This is a genomic window from Chitinophaga skermanii (assembly GCF_003259335.1).
GTDB classification, from domain to species: Bacteria; Bacteroidota; Bacteroidia; order Chitinophagales; family Chitinophagaceae; genus Chitinophaga; species Chitinophaga skermanii.
Genome location: NZ_QLLL01000010.1, coordinates 1 through 18,795 on the forward strand (window position 1 = coordinate 1; position 18,795 = coordinate 18,795).

Annotated in this window: 15 protein-coding genes and 1 tRNA gene; 1 reads left to right on the plus strand and 15 read right to left on the minus strand. The window is 42.1% G+C overall.

The annotated features are described in order from the left end of the window. From LX64_RS22075 to LX64_RS22100, 6 genes are all read right to left on the minus strand, one after another. The coding region (locus tag LX64_RS22075; RefSeq protein WP_158538708.1) for a transposase at nucleotides 1-278 on the minus strand (278 nt) is incomplete at its 3' end. 393 nt (nucleotides 279-671) lie between these two features. Next, nucleotides 672-872 carry a hypothetical protein gene (locus tag LX64_RS26100; protein WP_111599877.1) on the minus strand — a complete coding sequence of 67 codons (201 nt, stop codon included), beginning with the start codon at nucleotides 870-872 and terminating at the stop codon, nucleotides 672-674. A gap of 93 nt (nucleotides 873-965) precedes the next feature. Then, entirely contained in the window at nucleotides 966-2,282 is a 1,317-nt protein-coding gene (gene der, locus LX64_RS22085; RefSeq protein WP_111599878.1) for a ribosome biogenesis GTPase Der, read from the minus strand. Between the two features lie 83 nt (nucleotides 2,283-2,365). Further along, nucleotides 2,366-3,235 (minus strand): GTPase Era, encoded by an 870-nt coding sequence (gene era, locus LX64_RS22090; protein ID WP_111599879.1) that lies wholly within the window; start codon nucleotides 3,233-3,235, stop codon nucleotides 2,366-2,368. Nucleotides 3,236-3,370: 135 nt separating this feature from the next. Further along, a tRNA-Met gene (locus LX64_RS22095) sits at nucleotides 3,371-3,442 on the minus strand. Between the two features lie 705 nt (nucleotides 3,443-4,147). Further along, nucleotides 4,148-4,534 carry a single-stranded DNA-binding protein gene (locus tag LX64_RS22100; RefSeq protein WP_111599880.1) on the minus strand — a complete coding sequence of 129 codons (387 nt, stop codon included), beginning with the start codon at nucleotides 4,532-4,534 and terminating at the stop codon, nucleotides 4,148-4,150. A 493-nt stretch (nucleotides 4,535-5,027) separates the two neighbouring features. On the opposite strand from LX64_RS22100, the gene LX64_RS22105 reads away from it, so the two are divergent. Beyond that, nucleotides 5,028-7,409 carry a TonB-dependent receptor gene (locus tag LX64_RS22105; RefSeq protein WP_111599881.1) on the plus strand — a complete coding sequence of 794 codons (2,382 nt, stop codon included), beginning with the start codon at nucleotides 5,028-5,030 and terminating at the stop codon, nucleotides 7,407-7,409. Between the two features lie 138 nt (nucleotides 7,410-7,547). On the opposite strand, the gene argH is transcribed toward LX64_RS22105, so the two are convergent. From argH to LX64_RS22150, 9 genes are all read right to left on the minus strand, one after another. Beyond that, entirely contained in the window at nucleotides 7,548-8,879 is a 1,332-nt protein-coding gene (argH, locus tag LX64_RS22110) for an argininosuccinate lyase (protein ID WP_111599882.1), read from the minus strand. A gap of 47 nt (nucleotides 8,880-8,926) precedes the next feature. Next, a complete protein-coding gene (locus LX64_RS22115) occupies nucleotides 8,927-9,991 on the minus strand; it encodes a M20 family metallo-hydrolase (RefSeq protein WP_111599883.1) in 1,065 nt (354 codons plus the stop codon). A gap of 5 nt (nucleotides 9,992-9,996) precedes the next feature. Then, nucleotides 9,997-10,800 carry an acetylglutamate kinase gene (argB, locus tag LX64_RS22120; RefSeq protein ID WP_111599884.1) on the minus strand — a complete coding sequence of 268 codons (804 nt, stop codon included), beginning with the start codon at nucleotides 10,798-10,800 and terminating at the stop codon, nucleotides 9,997-9,999. A gap of 5 nt (nucleotides 10,801-10,805) precedes the next feature. Then, a complete protein-coding gene (locus LX64_RS22125) occupies nucleotides 10,806-11,759 on the minus strand; it encodes a Rossmann-fold NAD(P)-binding domain-containing protein (RefSeq protein ID WP_111600001.1) in 954 nt (317 codons plus the stop codon). A gap of 72 nt (nucleotides 11,760-11,831) precedes the next feature. Further along, nucleotides 11,832-12,959, minus strand: coding sequence for an aspartate aminotransferase family protein (locus tag LX64_RS22130; protein WP_111599885.1), 1,128 nt, complete (start codon nucleotides 12,957-12,959; stop codon nucleotides 11,832-11,834). A gap of 43 nt (nucleotides 12,960-13,002) precedes the next feature. Next, on the minus strand, nucleotides 13,003-13,983 hold the full coding sequence (gene argC, locus LX64_RS22135; protein WP_111599886.1) for an N-acetyl-gamma-glutamyl-phosphate reductase: 981 nt from the start codon (nucleotides 13,981-13,983) through the stop codon (nucleotides 13,003-13,005). A 38-nt stretch (nucleotides 13,984-14,021) separates the two neighbouring features. Then, nucleotides 14,022-15,215, minus strand: coding sequence for an argininosuccinate synthase (argG, locus tag LX64_RS22140; RefSeq protein WP_111599887.1), 1,194 nt, complete (start codon nucleotides 15,213-15,215; stop codon nucleotides 14,022-14,024). A gap of 90 nt (nucleotides 15,216-15,305) precedes the next feature. Further along, nucleotides 15,306-16,067, minus strand: a complete 762-nt coding sequence (locus LX64_RS22145; RefSeq protein ID WP_111599888.1) for a GNAT family N-acetyltransferase — start codon at nucleotides 16,065-16,067, stop codon at nucleotides 15,306-15,308. Between the two features lie 423 nt (nucleotides 16,068-16,490). Further along, a complete protein-coding gene (locus LX64_RS22150; RefSeq protein ID WP_111599889.1) occupies nucleotides 16,491-18,572 on the minus strand; it encodes a discoidin domain-containing protein in 2,082 nt (693 codons plus the stop codon). Between the last annotated feature and the right edge of the window lie 223 nt (nucleotides 18,573-18,795).

Genomic DNA, 18,795 nt, shown 5'->3' on the forward strand with positions numbered 1-18,795 from the left:
TTAAGCGCTGCAAGCTCCTTCTTAAGCGCTGCTTGATCCTTTTGCTCTTCTGGTGTCATGGCTATTTCATTTATTGTGGTAATTACCGCAATATCGCCCCTAAACCGCTTTTTCCAATTTTTTACATCATGATTCTTTATGCCGTATTTAACGGCTAGCTGCGATACACTTAAATTACCAGTTTCGTAGTCACGCACCACCATGCGCCTAAATGAATCATCATAACTCGATTGACCACCCCCAAGACCTTTTAGTCCAAATAATTTGCTTCTTTTCATCATTTTTCATTTGTGGGTGTAAACTTTTTGTAGGACTAGACATAAACAAAGAATAGGGGAAAAAGCCATCAAATAGCATGGAGACACGGTGGAATTACATAGAAATCACATGGAATCAAATGGAGTTTGCGTAGCAATTACGACTTCATGCGCTTGGGAATACATGAAAGTATGTACAATCGGTATGGGAAGATGTAGGTAAAGACGCTATGAGGAATATATAGTGGTATCAACAAGATAGCTAACGAGGCCAATACTACTTACCTAGGTATTAATCAAACAATTACGCTACTAATAGGGTATTAAACGGCAACAATTAAGGTTCAGCGGGAAAAAACAAAGCCACTAGGAATACCTAGCGGCTTGTTCAACTTCTTGCAAGTTATTGATCTCTTAGTGTTTAGCTGAATCAGCAGCTGGAGTAACAGCAGCAGAATCAGGTACTACTGTAGCAGTAGAATCAGCAACTGGAGCTGGAGCAACAGTAGCAGCAGAATCAGTAGCAACAGCAGTTGAATCAGTAGCTGGAGCTGTAGAAGAATTACAAGCTGCAAAGAAACCAGCAGCGATCGCTAACAAGAATAATTTTTTCATGTTGTTGTTTGGTTTTATAAATCGGACGCAAAAATATTACAATTTTTGCTATATCAAAATAATTTTTTCTATTCTAGGTCGTTACGCTCAACCTTATTTCTTCCTAAAGAAGATTTTAATCGGCACGCCCGTGAAATCGTAGTTACTACGGATTTGATTTTCAAGGTAATTGCGATAAGGTGGCTTCACATCATCGGGTAGGTTACAGAAAAATGCGAACGCCGGTGTATGGGTTGGCAATTGTGTAACATATTTGATCCTGATAGGTGTACCACGTACCACAGGTGGGTTGAACTTCTCAATCGCTTTCAACATTACCTCGTTTAATTTAGAGGTTTGGATTTTGCGGGTTCTGTTCTCAAATACCTGTAATGCCGATTCGATGGCTTGGAAAATCCTTTGTTTCTCTGTTACAGAGATGAAGATGATAGGCACATCATTAAATGGTGCTAATCTTTCTTTCAAGATTTTCGTGTAATCGCGGGCAGTATTGGTTTGCTTTTCTTTGATCAAATCCCATTTGTTCACGATTACCACCAAGCCTTTACCCTTACGCGCGGCTAAGCTGTAGATGTTCAAATCTTGTGCAGTGATCCCTTTTTCGGCATCCAATAACAACATACAAACATCGGCTTCATCCATTGCCTTAATAGCACGGATAACAGAGTAGAATTCCAAATCTTCGTTCACCTTGGTTTTACGGCGTAAACCCGCCGTATCAATCAAGATGAAATCTTTTTGGAATAAGTTATAGTGTGTGTGAATCGTATCTCTTGTTGTACCGGCAATGTCGGAAACGATGTTACGCTCCTCACCTACCAAGGCATTCAATAAAGACGATTTACCTACGTTTGGTTGACCAATGATCGCAATTTTAGGTAAGTCGGATTTAGCAACTGCTTCATCGAATTCGGGGGTAATTTTAGCTACCACGTCGTCGAGCAATTCACCGGTACCGCTACCAGTCATGCTAGATAAGAAGAAAACATGTTCGAAGCCTAAACCGTAGAACTCGGTCGCTTCTAGTCTTCTCTCGTTATTATCAACTTTATTAACAACTAGGAAAACAGGTTTAGAAGAACGGCGGAGCAAATCTGCCACTTCGGAGTCTAAATCTGTGATACCAGTTGTTACATCGCACATGAAGATGAGCAAATTAGCTTCTTGCATGGCGATTTTCACTTGTTTACGAATTTCTGTTTCAAACACATCGTCACTGTTCGCAACGAAACCACCTGTATCGATGACGTTGAACGTTTTACCGTTCCAATCTGCTACACCGTATTGGCGATCGCGGGTTACACCGCTTACGTCGTCTACGATTGCTTTACGTTGCTCTAACATGCGATTGAAAAATGTAGATTTACCAACGTTTGGGCGACCTACTATCGCTACTGTAAAACCAGCCATATCCCTGGATATTTTTAATTCTATTTAACCAATCCTGGAAGAAATCAACGGGTACAGGAAGTAACCGTTATTGCATTCTTCTATTATAATCCGTATTCACGCAAGTGATTTTCGTTGTCGCGCCATTTGTTGCGCACTTTCACGAATAGTTCTAAGAACACTTTACGTTCTAGGAACTTCTCGATATCCGTACGGGCTTGCGTTCCCAGTTCGCGGATCGACTTCCCTTTTTCACCGATAATGATTGCTTTCTGCGTTTCGCGGGTAACAATGATCTCGGCTGTAATTTTCGTGAGGGTATTTTTTTCCTGGAATTGTGTAACCACTACGGCAGTATGGTATGGAATTTCTTCATCGAACAGGTGGAAGATCTTTTCACGGATCATCTCTGCTACGAAGAAGCGCGTACTACGGTCGGTTAATGTATCCTCAGGGTAAAAAGGTAAACTTTCAGGTAAGAAATCGACGATCGTTTTCATCAATTCCTTGATGCCTTTCTTTTGGATGGCGGCAATGGTAACCACTGCTTTTGCTTTCCCCCAAGCTTTGCATTTCTCTACTAAAGCATCCAGGTCTTCTTTCATTAATAAATCGTCTTTATTAATCACGAGGATAAAAGGAGCTTTTAAACGGAGAGATTCGAACAAAGCGAGGTTTTCGTCGAGATTATCTTTTGCATCGAACATCAAGAGGGCGAGATCTGCATCTTCTAAAGCTGATTTCACAGCGCCCATCATTTTTTCGTGCATTTTATACTTAGGGTCGATAATACCCGGGGTATCGGAGAAGACTATTTGATACTCGGGTTCTGTAACGATACCGGTAATCCGGTGGCGCGTAGTTTGCACCTTGGGAGAGATGATGGCTAATTTCTCACCGATGATTGCATTTAGCAATGTACTTTTACCAGCATTCGGTTTCCCGAAAATATTTACAAAACCTGCCTTAAACATATTCTAAAAAATAAGACTTAACCACAATACTGTACTATCTACTTCTTAAAAATATGGCTCTAAGTTACTGATAATACAAGCACCAATTAGCTCAAATAAAAAAAGCCGAATCACTTCGGCTTTAATCTTTTTCTGTAGCGAGGAGCGGATTCGAACCACTGACCTTCGGGTTATGAGCCCGACGAGCTACCTCTGCTCTACCTCGCAATGTGGATGCAAAAGTATGCGCATTTCAGTTCTTAGCCAAATCTTTTTTAAATTATTGTTACTTTTAAAGACTAGAAAGCGCCGTAAGTTATTGCTAGCTTGGGTTTCAAAGCAATAAAAATATTAAATATATGTTGAAATAGATGTGCCAATCAATCGTTTTGCTAGTTCAAATTAACTATACAACGTAGTATTTCTAATAAGTTAAAGAAACCCAAAGACGCATCATCTTCTCGGTATCACTTCTATATTCACCCAACTTTATATCGTCTAATCCAACCATCATTTCCATGTACGTCAACAAATTTCAACCAACGTATTCCCGTTGACCATTACATAAACCTCGCAATATATGTTACGACTATATGTCGTACACACTTGGAATTTATGTACCTATTTAAAAGAGGGTTGAGTTTACTTCATCCTTCTTACTTATGAATAAAGGCTGCTTGTAATACATTACTTGCACTTCAAACGCTCAAATAATTAAATACGCCTTTTTAATGCAGGCTAAACATCACTTGGAATAAGATAAAAACTAGGCTCCCTGTCCTTTCTTCACACATCATCAACACTGGAAGCCTAGTACAACCGGTACTCATCTTTCCTTTGCGCAGCGCTTTACAGTATATAGTACAGCTTCCCTTCACGCGAATGTTTGCTTGTACTACTTTGTATTATTGCTGCAAGATGCTACCTGTTCAATTAAAATGGTAATTCGTCTGTTGGTTCCGCTGTAGTTACCATATTAGGTTGCACGAGAATTTCCGTTCCTTCCTTTTTAAATGGTAGTAACTCCACGCGGTGCACAATTAGTTTTAAAGCGGCTTGGTACTCACCATTCAGTGTTTTGTAAGATTCTGTATAAGGCGTGCCTTCTACAAACACATGGGTGCCTTTCAGCAGGTGCTTTTCCATGATTTCGCGATCCCATAGGGCGCAATCTACCCAAGTGGTGCGGGAACGCACTTCTCCCTGTTGATCTTTAAATTTCTGGCCATGCGCCACTTGGAAATTCAATACATTCCTTTTGTTCCAGGTGTTCGAAAGCGCATTATTGCCTACGAACCCGATCAATTGCATTTTGATCATTCTTTACTCAATTTTAGGTTAACAAATACATATTCATAGATCCCGGGTGTATACGGGAAGTGAATAACAATTAGTGCACAGCAAGCCATGCATAAAATTTGACGGTTTCGGAACAATTTGAGAAAAAGGGTTACAATAAAGCACCTTGGGTTACAGTGCACAATGAAACTAGTGTAATATTCATTCCCCACAAAAAAAATTCATCATTATTTCATGAATGGTTCTAACTTTGCCTCGGAAGCCGTACCAATCGCGGGCAAATACTACAAACTTTTTTCACTTTTTTGCAAACGCACGGCTTCACCTCGGGGTGCCTTAAAATAACAGGCTGAGATCACACCCGTTGAACCTGGCCAGGTAATGCTGACTAGGAAAGGTAAGCGACATTTCCTTACCTGTTTTTATGATCTGAACTGATGGCCAAAAGCCACCAGCTATTTGCGTGTTGATATCAACGGCAAACTTTTATCTAATGTGATAAAACAGGATATACATGAGAATTTTTCTATTCGTTGCGCTCCTATGCCAAATGAGCACCGCGCAAGCACAATCCCTCGTATCGGGTAAGGTGACCAACAAGAAAAACGGTCAACCCCTGGAAGGCGTTACCGTACAGCTTACCGGCCGAAATGTGTTCGGCACCCATACCAATGAAAATGGCTACTTTGCTATTAAAGTAACGAACGGTAATGCGTATACGTTACAAGTAAGCTACTTGGGTTTTAAGGCTTATTCACAACAAATTACAGTGAATGGTGCCACCAATGTAAACATTAGCCTTGAGGAAACCGGCCTATTCGTAAAACCCGTAGAGATCGCTAGCTTAAGAGCTACGCGTACTGCTCCATTTACTAAATCGGAGCTATCCGCGGAAGATATTAAGAAACAGAACCTCGGGCAAGATTTACCACTCCTATTAAACCAAATGCCTGGTGTTGTTACCAACAGCGATGCTGGTAACGGTGTGGGTTATACAGGTATACGCGTTCGTGGTACCGATATCACCCGTATCAACGTAACGGCCAATGGTATTCCTTTGAACGATGCAGAAAGTCAAGGTGTATTCTTCGTTAACATGCCCGATTTCGCTTCTAGCCTTAGCAGTATTCAATTACAACGAGGTGTAGGTACTTCTACTAACGGTGGTAGTGCATTTGGTGCAACCATGAACTTAAGTACCAATACGTTCAATGATAAAGCTTACGCAGAATTCGATAATAGCTACGGTTCTTACGATACATGGAAACACACGGTGAAAGCAGGTACAGGTCTTATTAATGACCATTTCACTTTCGATGCCCGCTTATCGAAAATCTCGTCAAACGGCTATGTAGATCGTGCCAGCAGCGATTTAAAATCGTTCTACACCTCTGCCGCTTATATCTCTAAAAACACGGCTATTCGCTTAAATATCTTCTCTGGTAAAGAAAAAACTTACCAAGCATGGAACGGTATTACAAAAGATATGTTGGAAACAAACCGTCGTTATAACTCCTCCGGCACCGAAAAACCAGGTGAGCCATACGATAACGAAACAGATAACTATCAACAAACACACTACCAATTATTCCTCAACCAAGTTATTAACGACCATCTTAATTTCAACGTAGCCTTACACATGACACGTGGTAAAGGTTATTACGAAAACTATAAAGCTGGTGAAGAATATGCTAGCTACGGCCTTACACCACCTGTTATTGGCGACACTACCATTACAGCCACCGATTTAGTTCGCCAACTGTGGTTAGATAACTATTTCTACGGCACCGTGTTTTCGTTAAACGGTACGCATAACCGCTTTAATTGGAGTGTAGGCGGCGGTTATAACCGTTACGACGGTAACCACTACGGCAAAGTTATTTGGGCAGAATACCCCATGCCTATCAACTACAAATGGTATGATTTAGATGCCTTCAAATCGGATCTCAACTTCTATGCAAAAGGTGAATATGCTGTAATCGAAAAATTGAAAGCATTTGCTGATGTGCAGTACAGGCATGTGAAATACGATATCGATGGTTTCCGTAAAAATCCAACGCTCGTTCAAAACAACAAATACAATTTCTTCAACCCGAAAGTCGGTCTTAATTACGCCATTAACGATCAAAACAGTGCATACGCATCGTTTGCAGTAGCTAATAAAGAACCTAACCGCGACGATTTCGAAGCCGGCGTTACGAATACTCCTAAGCCTGAGAAATTGCAAAACGTAGAGGCTGGTTACGCTTTCCGTTCTAAAACAGTGGTGCTACAAGCGAATGTATACTACATGGATTACAAAGATCAATTGGTATTAACGGGTAGAATTAACGACGTAGGTGCTTACACACGTGTAAATATTCCGAAAAGCTATAGAGCAGGTATTGAATTGCAAGCTGCAGCCAATGTAACGAACTACTTTACTGTTGCAGCAAACGCTGCTTTCAGCAAAAACAAAATCAAACATTTAACTGCGTATATCGATGATGCTTACTATAGTTACAACACGGTAGCCGTTAACTTTGACAATACCGACATTTCCTTCTCGCCTAATGTAGTAGCGGGTTACACGCTTACTTTCAAACCGGTAAAAAACTTGAATATTGATATTCTTGGGAAATATGTAGGTGCGCAGTTCTTAGATAATACGTCAAATAAAGATGCACAATTGCCATCTTATTTTGTTTCTGATGCCAGGATAAATTACCTTGTGCCACAGAAATTATTTAAGGAGCTAGGTTTGACATTGATGTTGAATAACATTTTCAACAAAAAATATGTCGCAAATGGTTATACTTACACTTATTTCAACGACGACAAGCGTATTTCAGCAGAGAATGGTTATTACCCAATGGCCGAATTCAATGTCATGGCGGGTGTGCATGTCGCATTTTAATCTGTACCCATATCCGAGACACATACAGAGAGCACTGAAGCATCCGCTTTGGTGCTTCTCTTTTTTAGCGAATAGGTGAACGAAAAACGCCCGTTTCTACAAGTAGAGACGGGCGTTTTTTATTATAAAGTTTGTATGTTATTTCAACAATGCTGATACAGCATTGTGTACTTTTTCGAAGTTGAAATCGGCGAGTACTTTGTTCATCAAATCGGCAATTTGCGCGGTTTGTAGGTTACCGATACTGCCTTCGTGGGTATGTTGAATGTTGGTATCTGCAACGAAAGTGCCTGCTTCGATATCCATGCCCACTTGCTTGTATGCTTCGCGGAACGGGGTACCGGCTAACACGAGGTTGTTAACTACTTCTACACTGAAAAGATACTTGTATTTCTCGTCTTCCAAAATACCTTCTTTAATGCGGATGTTACTCAACATTAAGCCGGTCATCTGCAAGCAATCGCGCAGGGTTTGGAAGGCTGGGAATAAGTTTTCTTTCAACAGTTGTAAATCGCGGTGGTAACCACTTGGCAGGTTTGTAATCATCATAGCGATTTCATTCGGCAAGGCTTGTAATTTGTTGCAGTGCGAACGAATTAACTCCCACACATCAGGATTCTTTTTGTGTGGCATGATGCTGGAACCTGTGGTTAATTCATCTGGGAAGCTGATGAAACCGAAGTTTTGGTTCATAAACAAACATGCGTCCATCGCCATTTTAGCGAGTGTGGAAGCGATGCCTGCTAATGCAAATGATACTATTTTTTCAGTTTTACCACGACCCATTTGCGCATACACCACGTTGTAGTTCATGGCTTCAAAACCGAGCAACTCGGTCGTCATTGTGCGGTTTAATGGGAAGCTAGAACCGTAACCTGCAGCAGAGCCGAGCGGGTTCTTGTTTACCACGTTATAAGCACCACGCAATACTTCTAAATCGTCTACCAAACCTTCAGCATACGCACCGAACCACAAACCAAAAGACGATGGCATAGCGATTTGTAAGTGTGTGTAACCAGGTAATAAGTAGGATTTATATTCCTCGCTTTTGGCTTGTAATAAGTCGAACAATGTTTTCACTTCTTTCACCATTTCTTCTAGTTCATGGCGAAGGAAGAGTTTCACGTCCACTAAAACTTGGTCGTTACGAGAACGGCCGCTATGTATTTTTTTACCCGATTCGCCCAAACGCTGCGTAAGCAATAGTTCTACTTGCGAGTGAACATCTTCTACGCCATCTTCTAGGGTGAAGTTGCCGGCTTGGATATCGCGGTAAATGTTTTTCAATTCTTTTTGAAGCATGTCTAAATCTTCTGTAGGCAATAATCCTACGGAAGCCAACATCTTCGTATGGGCTAATGAACCTAGCACATCAAAAGGCGCGAGGTAAAGATCCATTTCACGGTCTTTACCCACTGTAAACTTTTCTACAGCCGCCAGCGCGGTTTTATCTTTTTGCCAAAGTTTCATTTGCGTATCAATATTTTGATCATAAAATTAGTACATCATTACAACGATCAGTTGATCATGGTAATGAGTTTGATATAGGTATCGATGCCTTGTTTGATTTCGTCTACATAAATGAACTCGTCGGCAGTATGCGACCTGGCAGAATCGCCGGGACCGATTTTCACGGAAGTTACCGGGATCAGTGCTTGATCACTTGTTGTAGGCGAGCCATAGAGTTCTTTACCAAGGCTAATACCTGCTTGCACCAAGGGGTGTTCTACAGGAATTGAAGAAGAACGCATGCGCAATGAGCGTGGTTGTACATCGCATTGCACGTTTTCTTTAATTATCTCCAATACTTCTTCCAACGAATACTGGTCGGGCACCCGTACATCCACAACGAATGTACAATCTGCCGGCACTACATTATGTGCTTTATTCGACGTTTGAATCACCGTTACACTCATCTTCACCGGGCCTAATGTTTCAGAAACCTTCGGGAATTTATACGTACGGAACCATTCGATATCAGGCAATGCTTTATACAAAGCATTTTCACCTTCTTCACGGGCAGCATGACCAGCCTTCCCAGTTACCGTACAATCCAACACCATCAAACCTTTCTCGGCTACGGCTAAATCAGTTTTAGTTGGCTCACCCACGATGGCGAAATCGATAACAGGTAATTGATCCAAAATGCTTTCAATACCGTTTCTACCACTGATCTCTTCTTCTGCTGTACCGGCAAAAACGATGTTATAGCGTAGATTTTCTTGTTCGTAAAAGTGAATGAAAGTAGCGAGTAAGCTCACCAAGCAACCACCGGCATCGTTACTTCCGAGGCCGTACAATTTACCCTCTACAATATCCGGCGCGAAAGGATCACGGGTATATTGCGGGTTGGGTTTAACCGTATCGTGGTGAGAGTTGAGCAGTATAGTGGGTTTCGACGCATCAAAGTGTTTATTGATGGCCCAAACATTGTTTAAATGTTGATGATGTGGAACGTTGTGCTTTGTTAGGAAATCGGACAAATGTTGTGCTGTAGCTTGTTCTTCCCTGCTAATGCTAGGTGTTGCAATTAAAGTTTGCAACAGTTGTACAGCGTTGGTGAATAGTTGTTCGTTCCACATAGAATTTAGCGTATTAGGGTTCCCGCCACTGCATCTGTTGTGTTTTGCAACACATCATCAGCATGACCAATTAACACTTCTCCTACACCACTTTCAATGGCTGCAAAAGCATTTTCTAATTTTGGCAGGATACCGTCGAATAAAATATTATCGGCTAGTAATTGGTTGTAAATAGGTCGATCGATGAGGTTAATAACCGTGTTATCGTCGTTCGCATCACGTAATACTCCTTTCTTCTCGAAGCAATAAATTAAGCGAACATGGTATAATTCGCCCAATGCAATGGCTAATGAGCTGGCAATGGTATCAGCATTTGTGTTCAGCATTTGGCCATGACCATCGTGCGTAAGCGGCGAGAATACAGGGTTCATACCTGCATCCAATAAGGCCTTCACAGCATGCGCATTGATATCTTCCGGTTTCACGTCACCTACAAATCCATAATCCACTGTTTTTACCGGGCGCTTCGTTGCGGGTATAATGTTGCCATCGGCACCAGAAAGACCAATTGCATTACAGCCAATAGCTTGCAGCTTTGCTACAATTTGCTTATTCACCAAACCGGCATATACCATGGTAACAAGGTCGATCGTTTGGGCATCGGTAATTCTTCTACCATCTACCATTTTCGCCTCGATACCCAATTTTTCACCAATCCTAGTCGCAATCTTCCCACCCCCATGGATAAGAATGAAATTGCCTTGGATGTTGGATAAGTCCTTTAAAAAAGCAGGCAACAACGCTTCGTTATCGATTACGTTGCCGCCTACTTTAATGACGTATAGTGATTGTTTTTTAGTACCTGTCATATCAATTATTGGTTACGCAATAATTCACTCAATACTGCTTGCGCCGCCCATACGCGGTTACCGGCTTCTTGAATAACGATAGAGTTTGGACCGTCTAACACTTCATCAGCAATTACTACATTCCTACGTACAGGTAAGCAGTGCATAACTTTTGCATTGTTAGTGATGGCCAATTGTTGGTTGCTCATCATCCAAGCAGGGTCGCTGTTGATGATTTTACCATAGTCTTTGTACGACGACCAGTTTTTTACGTAAACGTAATCGGCGTCTTTCAAAGCTTCTTCTTGGTTATAGAACACAGGTGCATTACCGGCGAATGTTGGATCGAGCTCGTACCCTTCTGGGTGCGTAATAGCGAAATCCACTTCATCCCAAGCATTCATCCACTCTGCGAAAGAGTTCGGTACTGCTTGTGGCAATGATTTCACATGTGGCGCCCAAGTTAATACCACCTTCGGCTTACGTTTCTCTTTCCAAGTTTCGCGGATCGTAACGGCGTCTGTTAAGCTTTGTAAAGGGTGACGAGTAGCGCTTTCCAAGCTTACCACAGGTTTACCTGCGTACTTGATGAACTGGTTGATATACTTCTCGGTGTAATCTTCTTCTTTATCTTTCAAACCGGGGAAAGTTCGGATAGCTAACATATCGAAATACTGGCCCATTACCGCTGCCGCTTCTTTCACGTGCTCGGTTGTGCTGCCATTCATCACTACCCCATCATTCATTTCAAGAGCCCAACCTTCTTTATCGATATTAAATACCACTACTTCCATACCTAGGTTACGGGCAGCAACTTGGGTACTTAAGCGGGTACGCAAACTGGGATTTAAGAAAATCATACCCAGTGTTTTGTTAGTTCCTAAGCCTTTATCTTTAAAAGGATTAGCTTTATAGTCCAAGGCGATATCCACCATACGCGGCACGCCCGGCACATCCTCAACGGAAAGAAATTGTTTCATTTGTTCTGGCAGATTGGTTGTTACGAAAAAAGCAACAGGAATGCCATCATTCGCATTCCTGCGTGCTAACAACTAGTTTTCGAGTTCTGATTTCAATGCAGCTAAGAACTTATCTGCATCGGCTTTAGTAAGCGCCAATGAAGGCAGCAAACGAATCACGTTTGGCTTAGCTTCACCGGTGAAAATTTTATGTTTCGCCAATAGGTTCTTTCTAACGTGTGCAAACGCTTCTGGCAATTCAATACCGATCATCAAGCCCCTACCTCTTACTTCCGTAATGTTTGGCAACTTGCGTAATTCAGTCATGATGTAATCACCTAATGTTAACGCGTTATTGATCAAATTCTCCTCTTCAATCACTTCCAACACGGCTAATGCTGCTGCACATGCCAAATGGTTACCACCAAAGGTTGTACCCAACATGCCATAATGTGGAGCGATATGCGGCGCAATGATAATAGCACCCATTGGGAAGCCGTTACCAATACCTTTCGCCATTGAGTAAATATCGGCATTTACACCTGCCCAATCGTGCGAGAAGAACTTACCGCTTCTACCGTAACCACATTGTACACTATCGGCAATAAATACTGCATTATGCGCATCGCACAAGCTGCGGATTTTTTGCAAAAACGCTTCAGAGGCAACTTGAATACCACCTACACCTTGAATACCTTCAATGATCACAGATGATACTTCGTATTGTTTGAATGCTTCTTCCAATGCTGCTTGGTCTTCCCAAGGTAAAAACACGACGTTATCGGTTTCGTTCACCGGCGCAACAATTTTCGGGTTATCCGTTGCTGCTACTGCCAATGATGTTCTACCATGGAACGACTTTTTGAAAGCGATGATTTTCTTTTTACCGTTGTAAAAAGAAGCGAGTTTCAATGCGTTCTCGTTTGCTTCTGCACCTGAGTTACATAAAAACAATTGGTAGTCTTCCTTACCAGATACTTTACCCAATTTCGCTGCCAATTCTTGCTGAATGGGAATTCTAACAGAGTTAGAATAAAAACCCACTTTGTTCAATTGATCCGTCAAACGTTTTACGTAATGAGGATGCGTATGACCGATAGATATAACAGCATGACCGCCGTACATATCCAAATATTCTTGTCCTTTTTCGTCCCACACCAATGAGCCTTGTGCTTTATCGATGATGATATCATTGATTGGGTATACGTCGAAAAGATTCATTTACTTGCTTTTTGATAATGATGATGGCAATATTGTATCCTTATTAGAATACAATTGATTTCAACTTCAACCCAGCCGTCTCGTCCAAGCCAAACATGAGGTTCATGTTTTGTACGGCTTGTCCCGATGCACCTTTCAACAAATTATCTTCAATAGAATGAATGATTAACTTGTTGCCCACTTTTTCCAACTGGATTAAAACTTTGTTGGTGTTCACCACTTGTTTCAGGTCGATTTGTTTCTCGCTGACGTGCGTGAACGGGTGATTTGCGTAGTATTGTTGATAGAGCGCAACTGCCTCTTCGAGTGACAGGTCACTTTGCAAATAAGAAGTAACCCAGATCCCTCTTGGAAAGTCGCCACGCACCGGCACGAAATTGATGTCGCCTGTGAAACTGGGTTGCAGGGCGCTCAATGTTCGTCGAATTTCTTTCAGGTGCTGGTGTGTCAACACTTTGTACGTTGAAATATTATTTGCTCTCCAAGTAAAATGCGAGGTTGCTTGTAAGCTTTGGCCGGCGCCGGTAGAACCCGTGATGCCGGTTGTATGTACTTCTTGCAATAATCCTTTCGCAGCTAATGGTAAAAGTCCTAATTGAATCCCGGTAGCAAAGCAGCCCGGGTTTGCAATGTTGCCGGCTTGTTTGATGGCCTCCTTATTCACTTCAGGTAAACCGTATACAAAAGCGCGGTTACCCACTGTTTCACCTAAACGGAAGTCTTGGCTCAAATCGATCACTTTAATATGATCTGCAATGGCATTGGCTTCTAACCATTTTTTAGATTCCCCGTGTCCTAAACACAAGAAAAGCACATCTATATCGTTGCTAATGCTATCGGCGAAAAGGAGTTCCGTTTCACCCAGCAAATCTGCATGTACAGCATGCAAAGGTTTGCCCGCATTGCTACGACTATGCACAAACGTAAGCGTTACATTTGGGTGGTTGATCAATAAGCGGATCATTTCACCGCCTGTATAACCTGCGCCACCAATGATGCCCGCTTTAATTTGTTGATTGCTCATCGTTATTGCTATCGATTTTTATAATGATTGTAAGGCTATTATTGTTGATCTTCGTTCACTTGGTTCCAAATCATGGTTTGGTTACCGAAGATTTTGCTGAAGCCACGTACATCGTCGCCGCTCCAACCTTGGTTCATTTCACCGTATTTACCGAATTTGCTGCTCATCAAATCGTATTTCGATTCGATACCCGTTACTTGGAAACGGTATGGCATCAAGGTTACGTTTACAGAACCGGTTACATGTGCTTGTGAATGTTCTAAGAACGCTTCGATATCGCGCATAACTGGATCGAGGATTTGACCTTCGTGCAACCAGTTACCGTAGAACTGTGCCAATTGGTCTTTCCAGCTCAATTGCCATTTTGTAAGCACGTGTTTCTCTAAAGCGTGGTGCGCTTTAATGATTACCATTGGCGCAGCAGCTTCGAAACCTACGCGGCCTTTAATACCAATAATTGTATCACCTACGTGAATATCTCTACCGATAGCGAATGCACCTGCAATGCTTTGCAAGTATATGATCGCATCTGTTGGATGATCGAATGTTTTATCGTTGATACCTTTCAATTCGCCTTTTTCGAAATGAAGGGTAATATCTTCTGCTTCATGCTTCGTAAGCTGTGTAGGGAAAGCACTTTCAGGCAACATACCATTGCTTGTTAAGGTTTCTTTACCACCTACTGAAGTACCCCAAATACCTTTGTTGATTGAGTACATCGCTTTCTCGAAATTCACTTCTACACCTTTAGAACGTAAGTAAGTAATTTCTTCTTCGCGGCTCAATTTCAAATCACGGATCGGGGTGATGATTTCTGCGTGAGGAATCATGATATGGAAAATCATATCAAAACGCACTTGGTCGTTACCGGCACCTGTACTACCATGTGCAACAGCGTCTGCACCTACTTCTTTAACATACTCTGCAATCGCTAAAGCTTGGCTCATACGTTCTGCAGATACGCTCAATGGGTAAGTGTTATTTTTCAACACGTTTCCATAAACGAGGAAACGAATCACTTTATCGTAATAGGATTTAACAGCGTCTACTGTTTTGTGACTTTTCACGCCCAGGTTAATTGCGCGTTGTTCGATTTCTTTCAACTCACTTTCAGTGAAACCGCCAGTGTTCACAATCACGGAATGTACTTCGTAACCTTTTTCTTCGGTTAAATACTTTACACAGTACGAAGTATCTAAACCACCGCTGAACCCTAAAACTACTTTTTTCATGTGCCTAATGAATTTTAAAATACCTGGCCGAATAACCGTGAAGCCTTTACTATCGTGGCTTTCGAGCCGTGTTGAAAAAATAATTTGTGCTTAAAAATTAAAAAAGAAGAAGAAACGTTTCTTGTTGCTTCCTCCACCACCTTCTTTCTTAGTGGCCGGTTGCAACATCACAAACTTCTTAAACCGGATCCAACGCTCGAATAATTTAAAGTTACCTTTAAACTTACGACGCTTACGGATAGCGGTATCGTGCAAATCTTGCACCACTTTGGCCTTTACAGCCGCTTCTTTTTCCGCTGCTTCCTTCTCCTTTTCTACCGGGTCGTACAACATAGCTGTACAAATACAGTTCTTACGGCCCTTGCTTTGTAGAATGTCGAAGTTAACACAGCTCTGGCAGCCTTTCCAGAATTCTTCGTCGTCCGTTAACTCGCTATAAGTCACAGGTTCATACCCCAACTCGCTGTTAATTTTCATAACAGCTAAGCCGGTAGTTAAACCGAATATCTTTGCTTGTGGATACTTTTTACGTGAGAGTTCGAAAATCTTGTGCTTGATCGCTTTCGCAACGCCATGGCCGCGGAAAGCAGGATTCACAATCAAGCCGGAATTCGCAACAAATTTGTCGTGACCCCATGCTTCAATGTAACAAAAACCAACCCAATCATTCTTATCGGTTAGTGCTATAACAGCTTTCCCCTCTTCCATTTTGAGCTGTACATAGCTAGGTGAACGTTTCGCAATACCCGTTCCTCGTGCCTTCGCAGAAGCCTCCATCTCATCAGTGATGATGCTTGCATAGTGTGTATCGCCAGGTGTAGCAACCCTGACAATGATATGTTGATTTTCCAACTTGTTAAAATTGAAAACGTGAATCAATAAATTTGAAAATCGTGCTCCATGAGAATGCATGGAACTACAAAATCACAAATGACTTCTCAGTCATATTGTGCGATAGCGTGTCTTTCTGGTGTAAACGGACGCTATCAAATACGAGGTCGTCGGGAGAGGTATCTAAAAACAGGGCACCCAATAGAGTAAATACCTTCACATAATGAAGGATGGAAAGCGGAGATGTTGGTATGGGCTGTGGTTATTTCCAACTTCAGTTCAGCGTTAAATTGTTATTAAAATACTTGTTATGTTTTTAGACAAACGCAAAGTTATAACAATAATATTTATAGATGCCCAATTTTTTTATTAAATTTTTGAAAAGTCTTACTACAGCGCCAATGCAGTGCTGTAGCAAGACTTAACACTTTATAAAACAGCCACTTAGCGGGTAATTACCCCTAGTTCATTAATGCCTGCCCAATGCTCATTTTCATGCACCGGCTGCACTGCAACCAGCTTGATAAAGCGTGCTGTGAAAGGATTGTTAAAACGAATCGTTTGCTTGATGGGGTTATTCTTGATGTTCGCGAAGTGCCCTTCCGACACAGGTTTACCCCAATTCTGACCATCATTACTAATATAGAATTCATACGCCTCGATGTTTCCACTACCATTATTTTCCTTACGCGGCAAGTAGGTGAAACCTTTCAATACCAAGGCTTCCCCTAGGTCGACTTGGATTTCATGGGGGTATTTCTTGTTCGTTTCTTTCCAATTAGTTAACCACAAAGTAGCCGGGTCGCCATCAATTGCCTTCTCTGCCTCGAAGCCACGCACCTCGTCGCTACTGCCAATTACCTTCCATTTCGCCGGTGCTACATCGTAAGTGGCACTTACCGTGCTGCTCGCTTTAGCTCCATTGTTAATAAAGGCCTTTGCTTTTACTTCGCCACCTGCCGGGAAGGCAAAGGCTTGGGTATATACAGGCGATAGAGCTGTTGGCTCGCTACCATCGAGTGTAAAGCGTAATTGAGGATCAGGAGAAGGACAAGTGATGCTCACTTTGCCATCCTTACTGCGGGAAATAAAAGGTTCTGCTAATACTTCCGGCGCTTTGTATAATTCTATTTCGCTAATAATTGGTGTTGCCTTCGCATCTAAGATGGTAACACGAACTTGCCGTGTGTTAATATTAGGCAACACAAATATGCGTTTATGCCCAATTGTAGTGCCTTCGGCTACTGTTTTGAAAGTTTTTCCTTCCAATACTTCTACTTTGAAGGATTTCACACGCTGCCCTAATGCCAAGTACTCTCTTAGCACAATCCTGTTGAATTCTACCGGTTTGTAGTTCGATAACAAGATCGACGGCTGCTTCACACCATCTACAGGCGCCCAATAAGTACCAGGATTACCATCGGTAAGGTGAATAGGGCTAATTTCTTTCGAAATGCGGGTAGATGTGGCGGTTGTACGCATTCTTAAGGCTACGTTCGTTTTGAAAGTAGCGTCTAAGATTTTGCGGAACTCCATCAAACGCGTAGAATCATTCGCATGAATTAACCCGCGGCGGTCTACAGGTACATTGAGTAATAAGTTCGCATTGCGGCCCACTGAGCCATAATATATGTCTAACAGCTGTTGCGTAGTTTTTACCTTGTCGTTAGTCGACGGGCTAAAGAACCATCCTGGTCGAATGCTTACATCCGCTTCGCCCGGAATCCAATTCTTCCCATCTTCCTGCCCCTCGTTCAAAGGTTTCTCGATGCCGCCTTTACCCGGGTAAAACTCATCGCCATTCAAAGTGCTCCAGTTAGTAGTACCTGCAAAGCCTTGTTCATTTCCAATCCAACGGCAACCGGGACCGTTATCGGAGAAAATGATGGCATTGGGATGATACTTATATACCGTGTTGTGGAACAACGGCCAATTATATACTTGCTTTTTACCGTTCGGTCCTTCACCATTCGCCCCATCAAACCACTGCTCAAACACATCGCCATATTTAGTATGTACTTCTGTGAGTGTTTTAGCAAAAATATCGTTGTACTCTTCAGTGCCGTATTTCGGGTGGTTACGGTCCCAAGGCGATAAATACACGCCAAACTTCAAACCGTACTCTTTACAAGCCGCCGATAATTCTGCTAATACGTCGCCTTTCCCGTTCTTCCAGCTACTTTCACGTACGGTGTGCGTACTGTATTCACTCGGCCAAAGGCAGAAACCATCGTGGTGTTTTGCTGTAATGATAATCCCTTTCATACCGGCTTGCTTTGCCGTACGCGCCCACTGGCGGGCATCCAGCTGCGTTGGGTTGAATACCTTCGGATCTTCATCTCCATGTCCCCACTCCTTATCCGTAAAAGTATTCGGACCAAAGTGAATAAACATGTAATATTCCATATTTTGCCAGTCGAGTTGAGCTTGCGTTGGTAGCGCACCGTAAGGCTTTAATTCTTGTGCCTTTGCCGCAAACATGCTGCTGCAACAAATAGCGGCTACAAGCGCTGTTCTTTTTATCATACTTAATTAATAACTTTTTAGGTCATACGACCTATGGATTAAAGTTGACACAATAAAGATTGAGGTGACTAAAATTACATTACATTCAAACGAATGTAGGATGGATGAGAAAATAGATGTAAGGATCGTTAAAATACTACTGGTGAGGTAGATATGTAAATGTAACGAAAAAATCATTTCCGAGCAAACCCAATGCCCGTAAGGATTCCAACCGTTTCATAAT